Genomic DNA, 20,242 nt, shown 5'->3' on the forward strand with positions numbered 1-20,242 from the left:
CTGAGCTAGGAGAGGCGGGGCAGGGTGCCGGACGCGGTACGTCATCTGATCGGCGCGGTCGCCGGTGGAACAGCGCTGCCGCTGGTCTACTACCTCACCGAGGCGGGCGCGAAGGCCCTGCGCGAGGCGTACGCGCTGCTCGTCCCAGACCTCGCCGGACTCGGCTACCTAGCCGCCGTGGTCCTCGTCACCGGCCTGCTGGCCTGCTGGCCGTGGTTGTCGCCGCTGGCGGCGCTGGTGTGCGGGCTGCCGCTGGCCGCGCTCGGCGCGGCGTTCGCCAGCAGCCCCGACGTGGCCTTCCTGGTGATCGGCCTGCTGCCGCCGATCGAGCCGCTCACCGGCACCGACGAGGCGCCGGGCCTGCTCGCGGGCGTCACCGGCCTCTACCTGGTCGTCGGCGCGATCCTGGTGGTCTCGGCCGCCTTCCCCGGGCGCTGGCGCGCTCGCGAACTGCCGCTCTGAGATCCGTCCCCGCCCGCTCCTCCTGAGCGGAGAGGGGGCCGGTCGGCGGCCGGCCCCGCTGCCCTCAGGTGGAGCCGGTCACCTCCAGGTCCTTTACGCGGGGGTCGCCCTCGTCGGCGAAGTAGTGGTCGGGCTGGGTGCCGTCGACCCCGTCGGGGGTCTTCAGGGCGCGGGCGATCCAGGTGCCGAGGACCGCGACGACCAGGTTGAGGAGCAGCGCCAGGAACCCGGCGTAGATCGTCATCTTGGTGTCCAGGCCCAGCTTGGAGAGCTGGAAGGCCGAGCCGCCGAAGTGGGCGTGCTTGATGGCCGGGTTCTCGATGTTGTAGAGCAGCAGCATGCCGCCGCCCATGCCCGCGATCCACCCGGCGATCAGCCCCGCCTTGTGGAACCAGCGGGTGTAGAGCCCGATGGCCACCGACGGCAGCGTCTGCAGGATGATCACGCCGCCGATGAGCTGCAGGTCGATGGAGAACTGCGGGTCGATGAGCAGGATGAACAGCACCGCGCCCACCTTGACCACCAGCGAGGTGATCTTGCTGACGCTCGCCTCCTGGGCGTCGGTCGCGTCCGGCCGGAAGTACTCGCGGTAGATGTTGCGGGTGAACAGGTTGGCCGCCGCGATCGACATGATGGCGGCGGGCACCAGCGCGCCGATGCCCACGGCCGCGAAGGCGACGCCCGCGAACCAGTCGGGGAACATCTGGTCGAACAGGTTGGGCACGACCGTGTTGTTGTCGGTGCCGATCGGCTTGGTCCCGGCCGCGATCGCCATGTAGCCGAGCAGCGCGATGAGGCCCAGCAGCAGGCTGTAGGCGGGCAGCGCGGACATGTTCCGCTTGATCACGCCGCGGTTCCTGGAGGCCAGCACGCCGGTGATGCTGTGCGGGTAGAGGAACAGCGCCAGCGCCGAGCCCAGCGCCAGCGTGATGTACTGCAGCTGGTTGTTGGCGTTGAGGATGGTGCCGTCGGTCAGCGGCACGGTCTTGTCGAACTTCTCCTGCGCCTTGCCGAAGATCACCTCCCAGCCGCCGAGCTTGGCCGGGATGTAGATGATCGCCACCAGGATCACGATGTAGATGAGGATGTCCTTGACGAAGGCGATCAGCGCCGGCGCCCGCAGCCCCGACTGGTAGGTGTAGGCGGCCAGGATCACGAACGCGATGATCAGCGGCAGGTCGCTGAGGAAGCCGCTCCCGGCGATGCCCATCGTCTTCAGCACCGCCTCGATGCCGACGAGCTGCAGCGCGATGTAGGGCATGGTGGCCACGATGCCGGTGATCGCCACCAGCAGCGCCAGCGTCGGCGAGCCGAAGCGCACCCGCACGAAGTCGGCCGGCGTCACCAGGTTGTGCACGTGCGAGACCGACCACAGCCTGATCAGCACCAGGAAGACCAGCGGGTAGACCACCACGGTGTACGGCACCGCGAAGAACCCCGTGGCCCCCGCGCCGAACAGCAGGGCGGGCACCGCGACGAAGGTGTAGGCGGTGTAGAGGTCCCCGCCGATCAGGAACCAGGTCACCCAGGAGCCGAAGTTGCGCCCGCCCAGCCCCCATTCGTTGAGGCTGGCCAGATTGTCGGGCCTGCGCCAGCGGGACGCGACGAACCCCATGCCGCTCACCACGAGGAACAGCACGGTGAAGATGACGATCTCGGTCAGGTGCTCGCTCACCGCCCCTCCCTCCGCTTGGTCATCTGGTAGACGACCGTCGTCGAGGTGACACCGAGGATGATGAAGGCGAGCTGCAGCCAGTAGAACAGCGGAAACCCGAGCAGGCGGGGCTCGAAGGCGTTGAACAGGAAGGGCATCAGGGGGATGGCGATCGGCACGAGGAGCAGCCAGTTCCAGGGGCTGCGGTCGGTCCGCGGCGGCGACTTGTCTAACAACGTTTTCTCCCGGGATGGAGGAGAGTCAGGTCTGCCCGCACTGTAATGACGCGTGAGTTTCGGCCAGGTCACCGATCGCCGAACGGTCTGGTTGTCGCGACGAACGGCGGTGATCTTCTCCCCGGACCCGGTCTCAGCCGGTCCGCTCGAACCAGAAGAAGGCCAGCGCGTTGCCGCCGCCGCAGTCGAAGAAGAAAAACATGACATGAGACGTCCTGTATCGCGGGAAGGATCGGCGCATGGATCTCAACGGAAAGATCGCCCTGGTGGCCGGGGCGACCAGGGGAACGGGGCGGGGCATCGCCGTCGAGCTCGGCGCGGCGGGGGCCACGGTGTACTGCACCGGCCGGACCACCAGGACCAGGCGGTCGGAGATGAACCGGCCCGAGACGATCGAGGAGACCGCCGAACGGGTGACCGCGGCGGGCGGCACCGGCATCGCCGTACAGGTCGACCACCTCGACTCCGCCCAGGTCGCCGCGCTGGTGGAGCGGATCGGCCGCGAGCAGGGCCGTCTCGACGTGCTGGTCAACGACATCTGGGGCGGCGACCCGCTGGCCGCCTGGGACACCCCGGTCTGGAAGCACGACCTGGACGACGGCCTGCGCCTGCTGCGTCTGGCCGTCGACACCCACCTCATCACCAGCCACCACGCGCTGCCGCTGCTGATCAAGAACCCGGGCGGCCTGGTCGTGGAGGTCACCGACGGCATCAAGGAGTACAACGACGCCCACTACCGGGTGAACATCTTCTACGACCTGGCCAAGATCGCGGTCACCAGGCTGGCCTACGCCCAGGCGCACGAACTGCGCGAGCACGGCGCCACCGCCGTCGCGCTGACGCCCGGCTGGCTGCGCTCGGAGATGATGCTGGAGCTGTTCGGCGTCACCGAGGCCAACTGGCGCGACGCCCTCGACAAGCAGCCGCACTTCGTCGTGTCGGAGACGCCCGCCTTCACCGGCCGGGCCGTCGCCGCGCTGGCCGCCGACCCCGACCGGGCCAGGTGGTCGGGCCAGTCGCTGTCCAGCGGGGAGCTCGCCCAGGTGTACGGCTTCACCGACGTCGACGGCAGCAGGCCCGACGCCTGGCGCTACCTGGTGGAGGTGCAGGACGCCGGCAGACCGGCCGACGCCACCGGCTACCGCTGACCGGAGTAGAGCGCGGCCAGCGCGGCCGCCGCCGCCGTGATCCGCTCGCGTAACTCGGGCGGATCCAGCACCTCGGCCTCCGGGCCGAACCGCAGCACCTGGTGGTAGGCCACCTCCAGCGACTCGACGGGCAGGGCGACCACGATCCTGCCCTCCCCGTCGGGCTCGCCCGCCGAGGCCAGCGTGTCCGCCAGCGCGACCGGGTCGGCGATGTACCGCATCCCCGCCAGCCCCGCCGGGGTGACCCGCAGCGTCACCGTGGTCCTGAGCAGCGACCTGGTGAACTGCCACGACCGCTCCTGCCAGAAGGCGGCCAGGTCGAAGCCGGGATCGCGGTCGAAACGCCGCTCGGCGAGCACCTCCACCGCGTCGAACCGGTCCACCCGGTAGGTCAGCAGCCGCCCGCCCGAACGCCCGGCCAGATACCAGACTCCGGCCTTCAGCACCAGCCCGTACGGCTCGACCGCCCGTTCGGTGCCCCGGTAGCGGGCGGTCACCGGATGGTCCCCCCACACCGCCCTGGCCAGCGGCGCCAGCGCCCCCGGTGGCGGGTTGTCGCCCGCGAACCAGCCGGGCGCGTCCAGGTGGAAGCGCTGAGCCGCCGTCGCGGGCGCGTCCCGCAACCCGGGCGACAGCGCCGCGGCCGCCTTCAGCCGGGCCGTCGAGGCCACCTCGCGCAACCCCATGTCGCGCAGCGCCTCCGGCACCCCCGACAGGAACAGCGCCTCGGCCTCGGCCCGGTCCAGCCCGGTCAGCCGGGTCCGGTAACCGGCCAGCAGCCGGTAGCCGCCCGCCCTGCCCCGGTCGGCGTAGACCGGCACCCCCGCCTCCGACAGCGCCCGCACGTCGCGGTGCACCGTACGCTCCGACACCTCCAGCTCCCTGGCCAATTGCGGAGCCGTCATCCCGCCGCGCGCCTGCAGCAGCAGGAGCAGCGACATCAGCCGGGCGGCACGCATCAGCCGAGCGGAACCAGCGGCAGCGTCAGCGCCGACGGCCGGTCGGGATCGTGGAACACCTCGACGTCGGCGGCCACGGCGGCGCCGCCCGAGCCGAGCGGGTCGCCGGTGCCGAGGTTGCGGGCGATCGTCGGATAGGCGCCGCTCGCCACGTGCACCCTGATCCGGTGCCCGCGACTGAACCGGTGGCCGAGCGGCCACAACTCCACCCGCACCCGCCGCACCCCGTCGGCGTCCGGCGGACCGTCGGCGGGCGTCAGCCGCCGCACGCCCTCACACAGGTTCGCCGACCGGCCGCCGGGCCGCACATCGCACAGCCGCACCACCACGTCGACGTACGGCGTGCTGGAGCGCACGAACAGCTCCGCGCTCACCGGGCCGATCAGCTCGACGTCGGCGGGCAGCTCCTCGGAGGAGTACACCAGCACGTCCCGCCTGGACTCCAGCCTGCGCTGGTCGCGCGGCCGGGAGTCGCTGAGCAGCACCGGCCCGCCGATCACCGGCGTCGGGTGCGACGGGTGGTAGCGGTAGCGGTCCGGCTCGGAAGGCGGCGCGGGCACGGGCGCCAGCCCGAAGTCCGGCTGCAGGTGCCACAGCGCCGGGCGCATGCCGGGCACCGGCCAGTCGGGGTAGTCGCGCCACTGCCCCGCCCCCGTGACGTACAGCCGCACCGGGGACTCGCGCAGCCCCGAGGTGTCGCCGAGCAGGTGGGCGCGGAACCAGGCCAGCGTCTCGGCCTGCGCCACCGGCCCGTGCCGCACGTCCACGTGGTACCAAGGCCCGATCGTCAGGTACGGCCGCCGCCCCGCCGCCCGCAATGTCAGGTAGTCCTTGAGCTGCCACGGCAGGAACACGTCGTACCAGCCGCCCAGCATCGTCACCTCGGCCGCCACCTGCCCGACCGCGGGGGAGAAGTCCCTCCTGTCCCAGTACGGCACGGCCGGATCCGCGTGATGTGCCACCAGGTCCTGGTAGAAGCGCAGCGGATGCCCCGCCGACACCAGATCCATCTCGCTCACCGGCCGCCTCGACAGCACCGCCCTGCGGGTCAGCCGCGGCGCCCTGAACATCGCCGCGCCGCCGAAGCGCCGCGACATCACGTCCGTCAGCGTGGTCCAGCTCAGCGTCGACTCCAGCGCGAACGCCCCGCCCACATAGGCGGCGTCCCTGAACTGCGAGGCGCTGATCTGCACCGCCATCGCCTTGAGCTCCGGCCCGGCATAGGGGGCGATCGACCACTGCGTGTAGCCGAGGTAGGAGGGGCCGTGCATGGCGAACGCCCCCGGATACCAGGGCTGCTCGCGCAGCCAGGCCACCGTGGCCAGGCCGTCGTCGTGCTCGTCGCCGAGCGGGTCGAGCAGGCCGCCGGAGCCGTAGCCGCCCCGGCAGCTCTGCATCACCACCTGGAAGCCCTTGCGGGCCAGTCCCCTGCCGTACATGAGGCCGAACAGGCCCCGCCTGCCGTACGGCGAGCGGATCAGGATCACCGGCGCCCGCTCGGCTCCCACGGGCGCGTACCTGTCGGCGAGCAGGGTCACCCCGTCGGGCATCGGGACGGGGAGATCTCTGTGCACCTTGACCCTCATGCGGCCTCACCCCCGGATCAAGCAGTAACAGAGACGCGCGCCCCAGAACAAGGCGGGGGTGTTCATCTCCGCCATCGACGGTTACTGTGAGTTAAGCAATGACTACGTTTCGCACCTGAAGGGGCTGTGTCATGAGTGAAGACTTCGCAAGCCTGCCGCCGTCGTCGTCGGTCCGGCTCATCGACTTCGAGAACGCGGAACTCGTGCCGGGGATCGTCCCCGAGACGTTCATCCTGGTCGTCAGCGGCACCAAGCCGTATGTGAACATGACGGTCCAGTTGTCCCCGCTGGTGTACATCAGGCAGCCGGAGTACTGGGGCATCGAGGTGATCGGCATGCTGCCCGGCATCGGCCTGCCCGCCACCACGCCGTACACGGTGTCCCTGCCGACGGACGGCATCCTCGGCACCAAGGGCGTCGAGGTGATCGGGGCGACCACGCGGAAGAAGCTGGACCGGTTCTAGGAGCGGGAGTGCGCGTGAGGGCCGGGCGGCGGCGTTGCATGATCTCCAGTGCGGCGGCTACGCTTGGCCCATGCGAACCCGCTTGCAACTTCAGTGGTGGCGCCGCTTCTAGGCGGCGCGCGATTCGCATTCCTCAACCAGGACGGCCGCCCCGGAAGGCGGCCATTGTCATGTCCGCCCCGGGGCTCATCAGTTGACAAGGGGCATCAGTGGAGACGAGCGGATATACCACCGCCGGGGGCGTCGGCGTCGAGCGTGAGGTTCGCGAGGTGCCCGAAGAGGCCCTCGAGGAGATCGTGACCGCGCTCGGGGAGCGCCGCGGTGGGGCGTTCTCCTCGGGCATGGACTACCCGGGCCGCTACAGCCGATGGGCCTTCGGCTACGTCGACCCGTGCGTGGAGCTCGTCGCCAGGGGGCGTGTGATCTCCGCCAGGGCGCTCAACGAGCGCGGCCGTGTGGTGCTGCCCGCGGTCTCCTCGTGCCTGCTCGCGGCCGGCAAGCCGGTCGAGGAGCCCACCGCCGACTTCGTGCAGGTCCACGTCGCGGAGTCGGAGGACCTGCTGCCCGAGGAGATGCGCAGCCGCCGCCCGACCGTGTTCACCGCGATCCGCGAGGTCATCGCCGCCTTCAAGGGTGACGACCAGCACCTGGGCCTGTACGGCTCCTTCGGCTACGACCTGGCCTTCCAGTTCGAGCCGATCAGGCAGGAGCTGGTGCGCCCCGACGACCAGCGCGACCTGGTGCTGCACCTGCCCGACCGGCTCGTGGTCATCGACCGGGTGCGCGAGACCAGCGTCGAGGTGCGCTACGAGTTCACCGTCGACGGCGCCACCACCCGCGGCCTGGAGCGCACCGGCGAGACGATCCCCCAGGTCACCCCCACCGAGATCCCGAAAAATCCGGAACGGGGGGCTTACGCGGAGGTTGTCGCGGCGGCCAAGGAGCGGTTCAAGCGCGGCGACCTGTTCGAGGTCGTGCCCGGCCAGGTCTTCCACGCCCCCTGCACCGACCCGTCGGCGTTCTACCGCAGCCTGCGCCACAGCAACCCGGCCCCCTACGAGTTCATCATCAACCTCGGCGAGGGCGAGCACCTGGTCGGCGCCTCGCCCGAGATGTACGTCCGGGTCACCGGCGACCGCGTGGAGACCTGCCCCATCTCCGGAACCATCGCCCGCGGCAGCAACCCCGTCGAGGACGCCGAGGCCATCCGCACCCTGCTCTCCTCCGTCAAGGAGGAGTCCGAGCTGACCATGTGCACCGACGTCGACCGTAACGACAAGTCGCGCATCTGCGTCCCCGGCTCCGTCCAGGTCATCGGCCGCCGCCAGATCGAGCTGTACTCCCGCCTGATCCACACCGTCGACCACATCGAGGGCCGCCTGCGCCCCGAGTTCGACGCCCTCGACGCCTTCCTCACCCACATGTGGGCGGTCACCGTCACCGGCGCCCCCAAGACGTGGGCGATGCAGTTCATCGAGGACCACGAGGCCACCACCAGACGCTGGTACGGCGGAGCCATCGGCTTCATCGGTTTCGACGGCTCCATGAACACCGGCCTCACCCTGCGCACCGCCCAGGTCAAGAACGGCGTCGCCACCGTCCGGGCCGGCGCCACCCTGCTGTTCGACTCCGACCCCGAGTCCGAAGAGCGCGAGACGGAGCTGAAGGCCAGCGCCCTGCTCGGCGCCCTGGCCGCCGTCAACCAGCCCGAGCTAGCCAAGGAGCCCGAGCCGGTCGAGCAGCCGGGCGAAGGCATGAAGGTGCTGCTCGTCGACCACGAGGACTCCTTCGTCAACACCCTGGCCGACTACTTCCGGCAGCAGGGCGCACAGGTCGTCACGCTGCGCCACGGCTTCCCGGCCGCGACCGTCGACGAGATCGCGCCCGACCTGGTGGTGCTCTCGCCCGGCCCCGGCTGGCCGTCCGACTTCGGCATGTCGGCGCTCATCGACGTGCTCTACGCCCGCGACCTGCCGGTCTTCGGCGTCTGTCTCGGCCTGCAGGCCATGGTCGAGCACGCGGGCGGCACGCTGGAACTGCTCGACTATCCCGAGCACGGCAAGCGCGGCCAGGTGTCGCGGTTGGGCGACAGCGCGCTGCTGGACGGGCTGCCCGAGCGGTTCACCGCGGCCCGCTACCACTCGCTGCACGCCAAGAAGGCGGGGGTGGTGGGCTTCACCGCGACGGCGCTCACGCCCGACGGGAACGTGATGGCGATCGAGGACGTGGAGAGGCGGCGCTTCGCCGTACAGTTCCACCCCGAGTCGATCCTCACCGCCGAAGGCGGTGCGGGCGCCAAGGTGATCGCGAACGTGCTGCGGCTGACCCGCCGCTGACCACCGGATCGACCGGCCGCCGCGAGGGCGGCCGGTCGATCGGCATGGCTCGGCAAAAGCCGGGCGGGCCGGGGGAGTAGCGCCTAGAGTCTCCGCATGTTCCCGGTAGATCTGCCCGACGCGCTACGTGCGGCCCTGCTCGCCCCGCTCGTCGACCACCACTGTCACGGGGTGCGCCGCGACGATCTCCGCCGGGCCCAGTTCGAGCTGCTCATCACCGAGGCGGGCACCCCGGCGCCGCCGGGCACCACCCACTTCGACACCCCGATCGGCGCGGCCATCCGCCGCTGGTGCGCGCCGGTGCTCGACCTGGAGCCGCACGCCGCCCCGGCCGTCTACCTGGCCAGGCGGCACGAGCTGGGCGCGGGCGAGGTCAACCGGCGGCTGCTGCGGGCCGCGGGCGTCGTCGCCTTCCTCGTCGACACCGGGCTGGAGGGCCCCGAGCTGCTGACCGCCGCCGAGCTGGGCCGCTACGGCGGGGCGGCGGCCGACGAGATCGTCCGGCTGGAGCAGATCGAGCAGGACGTCGCCGAGGCGTCCACGGCGGCCGTCGACTACATGGACAGCCTCGTCGAGGAGCTGGCCGCGCGGGCCGCCAGGGCGGTCGGGCTGAAGTCGATCATCGCCTACCGGCACGGCCTCGACTTCGACCCGTCCAGGCCGACCAGGGGTTCGGTGATCGCGGCGGCCAACCGGCGGCTGTCGGCGCCCAAGGAGCGGCTGACCGACCCGATCCTGCTGCGCCACCTGCTGTGGGCCGGTGTCGACGCGGCCCGCGACCGCGGCCTGCCGCTGCAGTTCCACACCGGCTTCGGCGATCCCGACCTCGACCTGCACCGCGCGGACCCGGCCCGGATGACCGGGTTCATCCGGGCGCTGCAGCCGATGAGCGTGCCGGTCGTGCTGCTGCACTGCTACCCCTTCCACCGCCAGGCCGCCTACCTGGCCGGCGTCTTCCCGCACGTGTACGTGGACGTGGGACTGGCGCTCACGCACACCGCCGCCGGGTCGGCCGCGGTGATGGACGAGCTGCTGGAGCTGGCGCCCTTCCACAAGCAGCTGTTCAGCTCCGACTGCTACGGCGTGGCCGAGACCTGCCTGCTCGGCGCGCTCTACTTCCGGCACGGCCTGGCCCGGTCGCTCGGCACGCGCATCGCCTCGGGGGAGTGGAGCGTCTCCGACGCCGTCCGGATCGCCCACATGATCGGCTCGGGCAACGCCCGCCGGGTGTACCGCCTCTGACCGCCAGGCTCGGCCTGAGTAGAGGCTACTCATGCGCGCACTCCGTCACGGGATGGAAGATCCGGTGCAGACGTGGAGGAGGAGCCCATGAAGGTAGCCGAAACCGTCGCCGGCTGGATGGATGACGCGGACCGCGGGGACCCCGGCCGGATCGCCCGCTGGTTCGCCGACGACGCGACCTACCAGTGCCGCAGGCTCGACATCGACGTGCGCGGCAGGGCCTCCGTACGGGCGGCGGGCGAGATGCTGCTGGCCGTGGCCCCCGGCAGGCGGATGCGGGTGCGCTCCATCGTCGCAGACGAGAGCAGCGGCAGGGCGGCCGTGGAGTACACCCTCACCGGCCTGGTCGCCTCCGACGGCATGCCCTCCCTCGGCCCGCGGGGGACCCGTTTCGAGCGGGAGGTGTGCGAGGTCGTCCAGGTGCACGACGGGCTGATCTGGTCGGCGCGCTACTACGACGACACCCCCGCCGACGCCGTCCCGACCCCGCCCGCCGCCCACCGGCCCGCCCCCTGCGACCGCGAGGGTGCCGGGAAGCTGATCACCACGTTCGTGGAGGCGTTCAACGCGGGTGAGGTGGAGCGGGCGCTCGGCTTCTTCACCGCCGACCGCCGTTACGTCATGGCGGGGCAGGGGATCAGGGCGGCGAGCCGGGTCGAGCACGGCCAGGTGTTCGCCGCCTACCTCACGGCCGTGCCGGACCGGACGATCACCGTGTCGGCGCTGTCGCAGGACGGTCTCGGGCGGGCGGTGCTGGAGTACGACTGGGCGGGCACGGTGGCGCGGCGGCTGTCACCCGCCCTGCCCGAGCCCGGCAGGCCCGTCCTGCTGCAGGGCTGCGACATCATCCACCTGCGCGACGGCCTCATTTGTTACGAGCGCACCTATCTCGACTGATAGTTCGTGCAAGCAGGGTGCAAGGCGTTCGCCGTACCAATGACGCACAGGCCACCTGAAGACCGTGGAGGCTCACCATGACCCCGAAGCACGCCTTCCTCCCCCTCCTCGCCCTGACCGGCGTGCTGCTGGCCGGGTGCGGATCCTCCGCCGGACCCACTGAGGGTGGCCGGGCCGCGGCCGCTCCCGCCGCCGCCGCGGACGGCTGCCCGATCGCCGTGGCCGACCTGTCCGCCGCCACCTCGCTCACCTGGCAGCTGCGGGAGAAGCGCGAGGACCACCCGCTGGAGACCGCCGAGTCGATCAAGGCGACCGTGTGCCTGTACACCGCGGCGGACGCCCCGCAGGACGGCGACCCGCTGGTGCTGCGCGCCGACGTGGTCACCGGCGCGGACGCCGCCACCGTCAAGGACAACTTCGCCAAGACCTGCGCGGACAACGGCGGCCAGGTCGCGAAAAGCGGCACCTGCGAGCGCTCCGGCGCCGTCGTGGAGGGCCTGGCCGGCGGCGGCGACCGCGCGGTCGAGGTCTACCTGGTCAACGCCGACAAGGCGACGGCCGCCAAGCTCACCCCGTCCTTCCCGGCGATCCTCGCCGCAGTCCGTTAGGGAGAACAGATGCTGCGTACGGTGACGACCGCGCTCGCCGCGCTGACCATGGCGGCGCAGGGAACCGCTGTGGCGGAGACCGTCGCGCCCGGCTGGAAGGTCGTGAACGGCGTCACGATCGGGTCCCCGGCCACGGCCCTGCTCGACGTCTCGGCCACCGGGCCCGGCCAGGCGTGGGCGGCCGGGTACGCCTGCAGCGCCGAGGACCGGGAAGGCTGCGGCGCGATCATCCGCTGGAACGGCTCCGCCTGGAAGCAGGTGAAGTTGCCCGCCTCCTTCGACGTCGAGCACGTCGAAGGCATCAGCGCCGGGCCCGCCGTGTGGGCCGTGGGCAACGGCACCCGCCCGTGGGCCGGGCACTGGAACGGCTCCCGCTGGCGCGGCTACACGCCGCTGAGCACCGCCGCCGAGGACCGGCTCTACGACGTGGCGGTCTCGGCGGGACGGCCCTGGGCGGTCGGCACCCGGACCGGCGGCAAGGGGGTCGTGCTGGGCTGGACGGCGGCGCGCGGTTTCTACCAGGCGCACGCCACGCCGGGGTCGCTGGCGGCGGTCACCGCCGGCAAGGGCGGCATCTGGGCGGTCGGCTCGACCGGCGACCAGCCGCTGATCCTGCGCGGCGGCGCCTCGGGTACGGGGTGGAAGGTCTCGCCGGTGCCGTCCATCCCGGGCGGCAAACTGACCAGGGTGTGGCAGGGGGCGGGCGCTGAGGCGTGGGCCGTCGGGTACACCGGGGCGGCGCTGGAGACCTCCAAGCCGATCGCGCTCCGCTTCGACGGCACGGCCTGGAGGCAGGTGCCCGTCCCGGTCGCCAAGGGCAGGCTCTCCGGGCTGACGGCCGACTCCTCCGGGACCGTGTGGGCCAGCGGGGTGGACCTGTCACGCGGCAAGCAGGTGCTGTTCCTGCGGTACTCGGGCGGCGCGCTGCGCGCCTCCTACAGTCCCGTGGTCCTCACCAGGGAGCAGCGCGACTACGACCACCAGACGGTGACCCGGACCTCGATCACCGCCATCCCCGGCACCGGCGGCCTGTGGGCGGTCGCCGCCGCCGGTGGTGGCGACCGCGAGATGCACGCCGTCCTCCGGTACGGCTGACCCGCGACGGGCGGATCTCAGGCGGGGGCCTGCACGGTGCCGATGCCCAGCGTGCTCGTGCGCGGCAGCAGGCCCGACCCGAAGACAGCGCCGAGGAGGGGCAGGTTCAGCTCCGCCAGCCGCTGGGCCCGTTCGGCGCCGAGCGCCCGCCACGGCGCGCCCGCCAGCTCGTCGGTCATCCGCTCCACCTGGTCCCGCAGCGCCCGCCCGGCCTCGGTCGCGGCCCCTTCGGCGTCCACGAGCCCGCGTACGGCCAGCCGCTCGCGGGCCTCGGCCCACTCCTGCTCGCTCCAGCCGCGCCCGGCGAAGTTGGCCACGGGAGCGGCGCCGACGGCGGCGAAGGACACCAGCGCCTCGCACGGGTCGAGCCCCGCGGCGAGCAGCGCGGCCAGGTGGCCGTCACCCCGGTGCTCGCGCAGCACCGTGTAGGCGTGCCCCGTGGGCAGGTGGGTGGAGACAGCGGTCCACCTGGTGAACGCCCTGGCCGTACCCCTGGCCCTCGGCAGGACCACCCCGCCGCCCTCCGAACGCCTCGCCGCCATCACCGGCCCCCTGCCGCCCGCGGACGCGGACGCCCTGGCGGACATCGCGAGGACGCTGAGGCCCCTGTTCGCCGCCGGCGACGACCTCGACGAGGCCACGGAAGCCCTGAACGCCCTGCTGGTACGGCACGCCGCCGTCCCCAGCGTGCACCGCCACCCCGACCGCCCGCACACCCTGGCCTTCCACCGGCAGGGCGCCCGCCTGGTGGACGCGTGGGCCGCCGACATGGGCACCGCCCTGGCGATGGTCATCGGCGTCGGCCAGGCGGCCAGGCTCGGCGCCTGCCAGGCGTCCGGCTGCGGCCTGGTCTTCTTCGACACCACCCGCAACGCCTCCCGCAGATTCTGCGGGCTCCCCTGCCAGAACCGCACCAAGGCCACCGCCTACCGCGCCCGCCGAGCCGCCTCGACCAAGCAGTGACAGTCCGCCGGATCGCCGCCCTGGGTAGTCCACAAGATGATGATCTGTGGCCGTGGCCGACCGGGGTATGACGGCTGGTTCCTTCAGCGGGGGGAATGGCGGGGGCAAGATCACTGGAAGGCTCTTCTGGAGACGTGAAACGCCCATCAGGAGATGATCCATGTCGACTTCCGTGCGAGCCGTACCCGCCAGGAGAGCGTTCGCTGGGCTGGCGGTGGTGGCCGCCGCTGTGGGACTGGCGGAGGCGCCGGTCCTGGCCGAGGCTTCGGACAAGGCCGCCATTCTGACCTTACTGGGCCGCGACCAAGACGCACGCGAGGGTGGGCGCCCCGGTGAGCCGGAGCGGGGGAGGGCTGCCCGTGGTGTTGTTCTCGCCCGGGTTCAGCTCGCCGCGCTCGGTCGGGACGGCGGTGGTCGAGGACCTGGCCAGCCAGGGTTATGTCGTGGTCAGTATCGATCACACCTACGAGGCGGCGCAGGTCGAGTTCCCCGGGGGCAGGGTCGAGCGGAGCAAGTTCCCGCCCAAGCCCACGCAGGACGCCATGAACAAGGCGGTGGAGGTGCGGGTAGCCGACTCGCGGTTCGTGCTCGACCAGCTCGCCCGTCTTGACCGGGGGCACAACCCCGACGCCGGACGGCGCCCGCTCCCCGCCGGGCTGCGCGGAGGGCTGGACCTGTCCCGGGTCGGGATGCTCGGCCACTCCATGGGCGGCGCCGCGGCGGCCCAGGTCGTCCTTGACGATCAGCGTGTCGACGCGGGAGTCAACCTCGACGGGGGACATCGCGGGGCGGTCGCCCAGACCGGGCTGGCCAAGCCGTTCCTGCAGGTGGCGGCCGAGCAGCACACCCGCGCCAGTGATCCCACGTGGCAGTCGCTCTGGGACAGGTCGAAGGGGTGGAAGCGGGAACTGCGGTTCACCGGAGCCCAGCACTACTCGTTCACCGACGCCGAGGCGCTCGCGCCCCAGCTCACCGGGCTGCCGGAGGAGGCGATGCGCGCCCTCATCGGGACGATCGACCCCGGCCGGGCCGTCGCGGCCCAGCGCGCCTACGCCGCCGCCTTCTTCAACCCGCTCCTGAAGGGGCGCGGCACGCCGCTGTTCGACGGCCCCAGCTCGCGGTACCCCGAGGTCAAGCTCATCCCGTAGGCATCCACGAGCAGATCTACTTTGTAAAGGCGCTGGCCGGGTTCACTAGCGCCTGTCAAGCAGATAATCCTTCGCCGACTGAGGAGCCTTGGCGTAGGAGCCCGCGTCGAACGGCGGCTGCGGGTCGTACTCGATGGCGAGCTGGAACGCCTCGGCCGCCGTGCGCCCGGCGATCTGCCCGGCCAGCAGCAGGGCCATGTCGATGCCGGAGGAGACCCCGGCTGCGGTCACGATCTTGCCCTGTGACACGACCCGTTCGTCGGCGTACTCGGCCCCGTAGGACCGTAGCTGGTCGGCCGCGCTCCAGTGGGTGGTGGCCCGCAGCCCGTGGAGCAGCCCGGCGGCACCGAGCAGGAGCGCTCCCGTGCACACCGAGGTGGTCCAGGTGGTGGTCGCGTGGATGCGGCGGATCCAGCCGAGCAGGTTCTCGTCGGTCACGCTCCGCCGCGCCCCGGTGCCACCGGGCACCAGCAGCAGGTCGGCGGAGTCGACGTCGTCGAAAGCCGCGCCCGCCGTCAGGGTCAGCAGCCCCGCGCCGTCGATGAGCGGCCCCGGCACGGCGGCCGCGAACACCACCTCGGCCTTCGGCAGCATGTGGAGAACCTCGTACGGCCCGACGGCGTCGAGCGCGGTGAAGCCGTTGAACAGCGGAATCACGATGCGCATGGCCAAAGCCCTTCGGAGTGTGCGGAGAACGATCCCGGTACCCGCCCGGCGTGACCCGGACGAGGCATGGCCGCACTGACACCCTACGACTATCCCGGTCAAGGCCGGATCAGGGTGTCGTGGGGCGCAGGGAGACGGCGGAGGCGGACATGAACAGGCACAGCAGGACCGGGATGCCGAGCGCGGCGGGCAGGCCGACGCGCGCTCGACCTCGACGGCGTGGGTGTTCATGGACACGTCGAGACTGGCGTTCAGCAGGCCCCGCAGGAACTGGGTGGCGAAGCGGCCATGGCGGCCGTGCTCAGCCGGTCGGTGGCCTCGTGGGGTGTCAGGTCGGCGCCCCGTTGGTAGGCGGTGTCGTAGTCGGTACGGCCGAGCTGTTCCGCGAGCACCTCCGTAAGGGAGCGTAGTTCGGTGTCGCCGTGGTCGAAGGTGCCGCGGATGGCCTGGCTCAGGCCGAGCGCGGTGGCGGCGCCGGCCGGGTCGCCTTGCAGAAGCAGCAGCCTGGCCAGGAGGTGAGCGGCCGAGGGGGCGTCCATGTTCGCCTGCGCTGCTTGGACGGCGCGGGGCAGCAGTTCGCGGGCGCGTACGGCGTCCCCGGCGGTGAGCAGGTTGGATACCCGAGCGGGGAGCAGCCGATTGTCGGTGGTCTCTGCCCACAGGGGCAGCTTGCGGGCGAGTGTCTCCATGCGGTCGAGTTCTTGATCGGCGCGTTCGATCTCACCGGAGCGGCGGTACAGCTCGGCCAGGCAGCCGAGAACGTCGATCTCCAGCACCGGCTGGCCACGCTGCCAGGCCGCTCGTTCGGCGGTGTCGATGTCGTGCCGGGCGCCGGTCAGGTCGCCGGCGCGCATGCGTTCGGTGGCGAGCCCGAGCCGGGTTGAGACCTCGTCCTGCGAGCCGAGGTCGGTGGCGATCGCGATGCTGTGCTCGTAGGCGGCGATCGCCTGGTCGTGGTCACCGGCGATGGCGTGGATCTGCGCCAGGCCGTACAGCGTCTTGGCCGTCCACCATCGGTCGCCCGCTTCCTCGAACGCACGCAGCGCCGCTGCCATCGCGGTCGCGGAGCTCTCCCGGTCGGCCCGTTCGCGATACCGCATGGCTTCGATCATGAAGGTGCAGGCGATCGCCCAGCGGTCTGAGCCGCTGCGCACCCGGGTGATCTCTCGATCGAACAGTTCATCCAGCCCGAGTATCGCCGCCATCACCAGCGCTATCGTCAGCAGCATCGGATAGCGCCGTAGCGCGCCCGTGTGCGCGCAGTCGTCGATGAGCGCGCGCAGCCGCTCGGGGTCGGTGACCGGCCCGCCCTCGCCGGCTACCAGGTGGATCGCGGTGAACGCGGCCCGGGCGTCCGCGGGTAGCGCGTCGCCGAACTCGGCGACCTTGGCGACGTAGGCGCCGGCCCGAGCGTCGTAGCGGAGCATGACCCAGTACCAGTACAGCGGCCCGAGAATCCGGGCCGCGGTCTCGGCGTCGCCGCCGTCGATGGCCGTGTGCAGGGCGTACACCAGGTTGTCGTACTCGGCCTGGAACAGCCGCAGCGACTCCGTCTGCCTGTCCGAGCGCAGCAGCGGCTCGTGTTCCTCGGCCAGGTCGGCGAAGTGCCGCACGAGCCTGCGCAGGACGGCTTCGGCTTCCCCCGCGAGGCGAAGCTTGTCCGCCGAATGGGCTCGGATGGTCTCCAGCATCCGGTAGCCGTCGCCGGCCCGCTCCACGATGGACTTGTCGACCAGGGAGTCCAGCAGATAGATGACCTCGCCCGCGGGAAGCGTCTCGTCCGAACAGACCGCCTCGATCGCTGCGATCCCGGTTCTCGCCGGAAAGATCGAGATTCGGCGGGCCAGCGTCCGTTCTTGATCGGTGAGGAGGTCCCAGCTCCATTCGATGACCGCATGGAGGGTCTGCTGGCGGGGCTGGGCGGCCCGGTTGCCGGTGCTGAGCAGCCGGAAGCGGTCATCCAGCCGCCGGGCGATCTGGTCGGCGCTCATGGTCCGCAGTCGCGCCGCGGCCAGCTCCAGGGCCAGCGGCAGTCCGTCCAGCCGGCGCACGATGTCCACGACCGGCCCTGCCGTCGGCGCGTCCAGTGCGAAGCCGGGCTGTACGGCTGCCGCGCGATCGAGGAACAGCCGCACCGCATCCGATTCGCCGGCCCGAGCGGAATCCGCGTGCGCCGGGGGCAGGTCGAGCGGGCCCAGACGGCACAGCGTCTCACCCATGACTTCCAGCGGTTCCCGGCTCGTGGCCAGGATGGTCAGGTACGGCTGGCGCTCCAGCAACTGCCCGGCGAACTCCGCGACGGGTCCGGAGATCTGTTCGCAGTTGTCCAGAACCAGCACACCTTCACCACCGGCGAGCAGATTGACCACTCGATCCAGCGGCGTGCCAGACAACTGGGCATCGGCGACGCTGAGCGTGCCCAGCACCGCCTCGGGCAGCCCGTCGTCCGTGTTCACCCCGGCCAGGGAAACGAGCCAGACCCGGCCACGCTGATGGGCCCGATGCCGGCTCGCCGCCTCCACGGTCAGCCGGGTCTTGCCCACTCCTCCGGGCCCCACGACGGTGACCAGCCGGGAGGTCTCCAGCGACCCGGCCAGCAGTCTCAGCTCCTCCTCCCGGCCGACGAAGCTGGTCAGCGGGGCCGGCAGACGGCCCGGCACCGCCTCCGGCCCAGTCGGCGCGGCCTCGGGAACCTCCAGCTCACCTCGTAACACGGCGAGGTGCGTCTTCCGCAGTTCCTCCGATGGGTCGACGCCCAACTCCTCAGCGAGCGTGCGGCGGACCTCTTCGAACACGGCCAGCGCATCGGACTGGCGGCCCGCCGCATGCAAGGCCCGCATCCGCAGCCCGGCCAGCCGTTCGCGCAGCGGGTGGGCCACGGCCGCCGCCTCCACATCGGCCAGGATCTCGCCATGGTGCCCAAGCCGCAGCTCCGCCTCGAAGCGGTCTTCGGCGGCCCCGACGCGCAGTTCGTCCAGGCGCGCGCCGGCCGTACCGGCGAAAGGGATATCGCGCACATCGGCCAGCGCGTCTCCCCGCCACAGCGCCAGCGCATCGCGCAGCGTCGAGGCCGCCCGCCCCGCCGCGCCCGCGGTCAGTTCGCGACCGCCCCGCTTCGCCAGCTCCTCGAACCGGACCGCGTCGACGTGCTCGCCGCGTACGTGCAGGCGGTACCCACCGGCCACCGTCTCCACGACCCCCGCCCCGCCCAGAGCCCTGCGCAGCCGATGCACCAGCGCATGCAACGCGTTGACGCTGTCCCCGGACGGGCGATCCCCCCACAGGGCGTCGAGCAGCGAATCGACCGACACCACTTCGCCCCCGGCCAGTGCCAGCCTGGCCAGCAGCGCGCGAACCCTGATGCCGCCGACATCGATCGGCGCGCCGTCGTCGGCATACGCCCGGACCGGCCCCAGCACCTCAATCCGCATGCTCAACAGGCTAACGGGCAAGGAAACCGATCAAGCACCGGTGAGTTACGGCTGGTCCGAGCCGTGCCCGCCATCCTGACGCCGCCCTTACAGCAGCCGGTGCCGGCTGGAAGAGCGTTGTAAGACGCCTGTCAGAGCCGCCGGAGATCGTGGAGGACGTACGGAAGAATCGTCCGAAAGGCAGTGCAATGGCAGCGCACGAGAAAGTGCAGCAGGTGCTCGACTGGGCGGTGGCCGAGGTCAGCATCCCCGGTATCGTCGCCGACGTCAAGGACGGGGACCGGACCTGGTTCGGCACCGCCGGCGTGGCCAACCTCGAGACCGGCTCCCCGCGCCGGCCGGGGGAGTACTTCCACGCCGGTAGCAGCGGCAAGGCCTTCACTGCCGCGACCATCCTGGTCCTGGAGGCCGAGGGCGCCCTCAGCCTCGACGACACGGTCAACGCCCACCTGCCCGGCGTGCTGGACGTCAACGGCTACGACGGCGACAAGATCACCATCAGGCACCTGCTCAGCAACACCAGCGGCCTGTTCGCCACCGGCCTGGCTCCGGAGGTCAGCTACCGCTACGCCACCCGCTCCGGGTTCGACCAGCATCGCTTCGACACCTTCAGCACCGAGGAACTGCTGAGGGTGGCGGTGTCCCAGCCGCCGGTCGGCGCGCCCGGCGAACGCTTCGAGTACGCCAACGGCGGCTTCCACCTCGCCGGGGCGATCATCGAGAAGGTCACCGGCAGCAGCTACGCCGACGAGGTCGACCGCCGGGTCATCCAGCCGCTCGGCCTGACCCACACCCGCGTGCGCCCCACCACCGACACCGGATACCCCGAGCCGCACCCGCGAGGCTACTCCCACCTGTTCCTCAAGGACGGCGCCGACCCGGCGACAGTCACCCCGGAGAACTGGCAATCGCTGATGGAGGAGCCCGGCCTGCCGCCCCTGGACGTCACCGTGCTCAACTCCTCCCTGGGCTACGCGGCCGGCAACGTGGTCTCCACCACCGGCGACATGATCCGCTTCTTCAGCGCGATGACCACGGGCAGCCTGCTGCCGCCCGCCCAGCACCGGCAGATGTGGACCACCGTCTCCACCGAGGGCAGCTACTGGATGCCGCACACCCGCTATGGCCTGGGCCTGTTCGAGTTCGACAAGCAGGCGACCGGCGGCCGGACGCTGCGCGGCGTCGGCGGCAGCCTCTGGGGATCCTGGTTCTTCGCGATCGGCACCCCCGACGGCCAACACACCGTCGCCGTCCACACCAACACCGAATGGAAGACCTGGGACCCCATGTTCAAGATCATCGAAGCGGAGTTCGGCGTCTCCATCGGTGCGTAAGCACGCTGCCCGC

The 20,242-nt window shown here is 71.5% G+C and carries 18 protein-coding genes; 11 read left to right on the top strand and 7 right to left on the bottom strand.

All coding sequences use genetic code 11. The features are described from left to right. The first annotated feature begins 24 nt into the window (after positions 1 to 24). Positions 25 to 462, top strand: a complete 438-nt coding sequence (locus tag ABZ911_RS26335; RefSeq protein WP_358061117.1) for a hypothetical protein — start codon at positions 25 to 27, stop codon at positions 460 to 462. A 64-nt stretch (positions 463 to 526) separates the two neighbouring features. Here ABZ911_RS26335 and mctP read toward each other — a convergent pair whose 3' ends face one another. Together mctP and ABZ911_RS26345 are read right to left on the bottom strand one after the other, a co-directional pair. Continuing rightward, a complete protein-coding gene (gene mctP, locus ABZ911_RS26340) occupies positions 527 to 2,137 on the bottom strand; it encodes a monocarboxylate uptake permease MctP (RefSeq protein ID WP_358061120.1) in 1,611 nt (536 codons plus the stop codon). Beyond that, positions 2,134 to 2,352: a DUF3311 domain-containing protein gene (locus ABZ911_RS26345; protein WP_358061123.1), complete on the bottom strand. Its 219-nt coding sequence runs from the start codon at positions 2,350 to 2,352 to the stop codon at positions 2,134 to 2,136. The genes mctP and ABZ911_RS26345 overlap by 4 nt, the downstream gene beginning before the upstream one ends. A 239-nt stretch (positions 2,353 to 2,591) precedes the next feature. Between ABZ911_RS26345 and ABZ911_RS26350 the strand changes: the two genes are divergently transcribed. Next, complete coding sequence (locus ABZ911_RS26350) at positions 2,592 to 3,500, top strand: SDR family oxidoreductase (protein WP_358061126.1); 909 nt, start codon at positions 2,592 to 2,594, stop codon at positions 3,498 to 3,500. On the opposite strand, the gene ABZ911_RS26355 is transcribed toward ABZ911_RS26350, so the two are convergent. Both ABZ911_RS26355 and ABZ911_RS26360 read right to left on the bottom strand, forming a co-directional pair. Further along, on the bottom strand, positions 3,491 to 4,459 hold the full coding sequence (locus ABZ911_RS26355) for a WYL domain-containing protein (RefSeq protein ID WP_358061129.1): 969 nt from the start codon (positions 4,457 to 4,459) through the stop codon (positions 3,491 to 3,493). The two genes, ABZ911_RS26350 and ABZ911_RS26355, sit on opposite strands and share 10 nt — an antisense overlap. Continuing rightward, positions 4,459 to 6,045 carry a CocE/NonD family hydrolase gene (locus ABZ911_RS26360; protein WP_358061132.1) on the bottom strand — a complete coding sequence of 529 codons (1,587 nt, stop codon included), beginning with the start codon at positions 6,043 to 6,045 and terminating at the stop codon, positions 4,459 to 4,461. Before ABZ911_RS26360 ends, ABZ911_RS26355 begins: the two co-directional genes overlap by 1 nt. A 131-nt stretch (positions 6,046 to 6,176) precedes the next feature. Here ABZ911_RS26360 and ABZ911_RS26365 point away from each other — a divergent pair, with 131 nt between their 5' ends. The 6 genes from ABZ911_RS26365 to ABZ911_RS26390 all read left to right on the top strand — a co-directional run bounded on the left by ABZ911_RS26365 (position 6,177) and on the right by ABZ911_RS26390 (position 12,687). Continuing rightward, positions 6,177 to 6,509, top strand: coding sequence for a hypothetical protein (locus ABZ911_RS26365; RefSeq protein WP_358061135.1), 333 nt, complete (start codon positions 6,177 to 6,179; stop codon positions 6,507 to 6,509). A 209-nt stretch (positions 6,510 to 6,718) separates the two neighbouring features. Further along, the gene (locus ABZ911_RS26370; RefSeq protein ID WP_358061138.1) at positions 6,719 to 8,845 is read left to right on the top strand and encodes an anthranilate synthase component I; all 2,127 of its coding nucleotides are present in this window, start codon (positions 6,719 to 6,721) and stop codon (positions 8,843 to 8,845) included. Between the two features lie 96 nt (positions 8,846 to 8,941). Continuing rightward, entirely contained in the window at positions 8,942 to 10,087 is a 1,146-nt protein-coding gene (locus ABZ911_RS26375) for an amidohydrolase family protein (RefSeq protein WP_358061141.1), read from the top strand. Between the two features lie 87 nt (positions 10,088 to 10,174). Beyond that, a complete protein-coding gene (locus tag ABZ911_RS26380; RefSeq protein WP_358061144.1) occupies positions 10,175 to 10,984 on the top strand; it encodes a nuclear transport factor 2 family protein in 810 nt (269 codons plus the stop codon). 77 nt (positions 10,985 to 11,061) lie between these two features. Further along, entirely contained in the window at positions 11,062 to 11,592 is a 531-nt protein-coding gene (locus ABZ911_RS26385) for a hypothetical protein (protein ID WP_358061146.1), read from the top strand. Between the two features lie 9 nt (positions 11,593 to 11,601). Next, positions 11,602 to 12,687: a hypothetical protein gene (locus ABZ911_RS26390; RefSeq protein WP_358061148.1), complete on the top strand. Its 1,086-nt coding sequence runs from the start codon at positions 11,602 to 11,604 to the stop codon at positions 12,685 to 12,687. A 17-nt stretch (positions 12,688 to 12,704) separates the two neighbouring features. Here ABZ911_RS26390 and ABZ911_RS26395 read toward each other — a convergent pair whose 3' ends face one another. Further along, entirely contained in the window at positions 12,705 to 13,199 is a 495-nt protein-coding gene (locus ABZ911_RS26395; RefSeq protein WP_358061151.1) for a hypothetical protein, read from the bottom strand. Here ABZ911_RS26395 and ABZ911_RS26400 point away from each other — a divergent pair. Both ABZ911_RS26400 and ABZ911_RS26405 read left to right on the top strand, forming a co-directional pair. Beyond that, on the top strand, positions 13,159 to 13,650 hold the full coding sequence (locus ABZ911_RS26400; protein WP_358061154.1) for a CGNR zinc finger domain-containing protein: 492 nt from the start codon (positions 13,159 to 13,161) through the stop codon (positions 13,648 to 13,650). The genes ABZ911_RS26395 and ABZ911_RS26400 overlap by 41 nt on opposite strands. Positions 13,651 to 13,982: 332 nt before the next feature. Next, positions 13,983 to 14,798, top strand: coding sequence for a hypothetical protein (locus tag ABZ911_RS26405; protein WP_358061157.1), 816 nt, complete (start codon positions 13,983 to 13,985; stop codon positions 14,796 to 14,798). 45 nt (positions 14,799 to 14,843) lie between these two features. On the opposite strand, the gene ABZ911_RS26410 is transcribed toward ABZ911_RS26405, so the two are convergent. Continuing rightward, positions 14,844 to 15,464 (bottom strand): DJ-1/PfpI family protein, encoded by a 621-nt coding sequence (locus ABZ911_RS26410; protein ID WP_358061160.1) that lies wholly within the window; start codon positions 15,462 to 15,464, stop codon positions 14,844 to 14,846. Between the two features lie 251 nt (positions 15,465 to 15,715). After that, positions 15,716 to 18,895, bottom strand: a complete 3,180-nt coding sequence (locus ABZ911_RS26415; RefSeq protein ID WP_358061163.1) for a BTAD domain-containing putative transcriptional regulator — start codon at positions 18,893 to 18,895, stop codon at positions 15,716 to 15,718. A 188-nt stretch (positions 18,896 to 19,083) separates the two neighbouring features. Here ABZ911_RS26415 and ABZ911_RS26420 point away from each other — a divergent pair, with 188 nt between their 5' ends. Then, complete coding sequence (locus tag ABZ911_RS26420; protein WP_358061166.1) at positions 19,084 to 20,229, top strand: serine hydrolase domain-containing protein; 1,146 nt, start codon at positions 19,084 to 19,086, stop codon at positions 20,227 to 20,229. Positions 20,230 to 20,242 lie beyond the last annotated feature (13 nt).

The sequence above is a fragment of the Nonomuraea sp. NPDC046570 genome, from assembly GCF_040645915.1.
GTDB lineage: Bacteria > Actinomycetota > Actinomycetes > Streptosporangiales > Streptosporangiaceae > Nonomuraea.

Coding starts and splice junctions, on each gene's coding strand:
- ABZ911_RS26375 (WP_358061141.1), top strand. CDS start 8,942: ATGTTCCCGGTAGATCTGCCCGACGCGCTACGTGCGGCCCTGCTCGCC.
- ABZ911_RS26415 (WP_358061163.1), bottom strand. CDS start 18,895: ATGCGGATTGAGGTGCTGGGGCCGGTCCGGGCGTATGCCGACGACGGC.
- ABZ911_RS26420 (WP_358061166.1), top strand. CDS start 19,084: ATGGCAGCGCACGAGAAAGTGCAGCAGGTGCTCGACTGGGCGGTGGCC.
- ABZ911_RS26365 (WP_358061135.1), top strand. CDS start 6,177: ATGAGTGAAGACTTCGCAAGCCTGCCGCCGTCGTCGTCGGTCCGGCTC.
- ABZ911_RS26355 (WP_358061129.1), bottom strand. CDS start 4,459: ATGCGTGCCGCCCGGCTGATGTCGCTGCTCCTGCTGCTGCAGGCGCGC.
- ABZ911_RS26410 (WP_358061160.1), bottom strand. CDS start 15,464: ATGCGCATCGTGATTCCGCTGTTCAACGGCTTCACCGCGCTCGACGCC.
- ABZ911_RS26390 (WP_358061148.1), top strand. CDS start 11,602: ATGCTGCGTACGGTGACGACCGCGCTCGCCGCGCTGACCATGGCGGCG.
- ABZ911_RS26360 (WP_358061132.1), bottom strand. CDS start 6,045: ATGAGGGTCAAGGTGCACAGAGATCTCCCCGTCCCGATGCCCGACGGG.
- ABZ911_RS26380 (WP_358061144.1), top strand. CDS start 10,175: ATGAAGGTAGCCGAAACCGTCGCCGGCTGGATGGATGACGCGGACCGC.
- ABZ911_RS26350 (WP_358061126.1), top strand. CDS start 2,592: ATGGATCTCAACGGAAAGATCGCCCTGGTGGCCGGGGCGACCAGGGGA.
- ABZ911_RS26385 (WP_358061146.1), top strand. CDS start 11,062: ATGACCCCGAAGCACGCCTTCCTCCCCCTCCTCGCCCTGACCGGCGTG.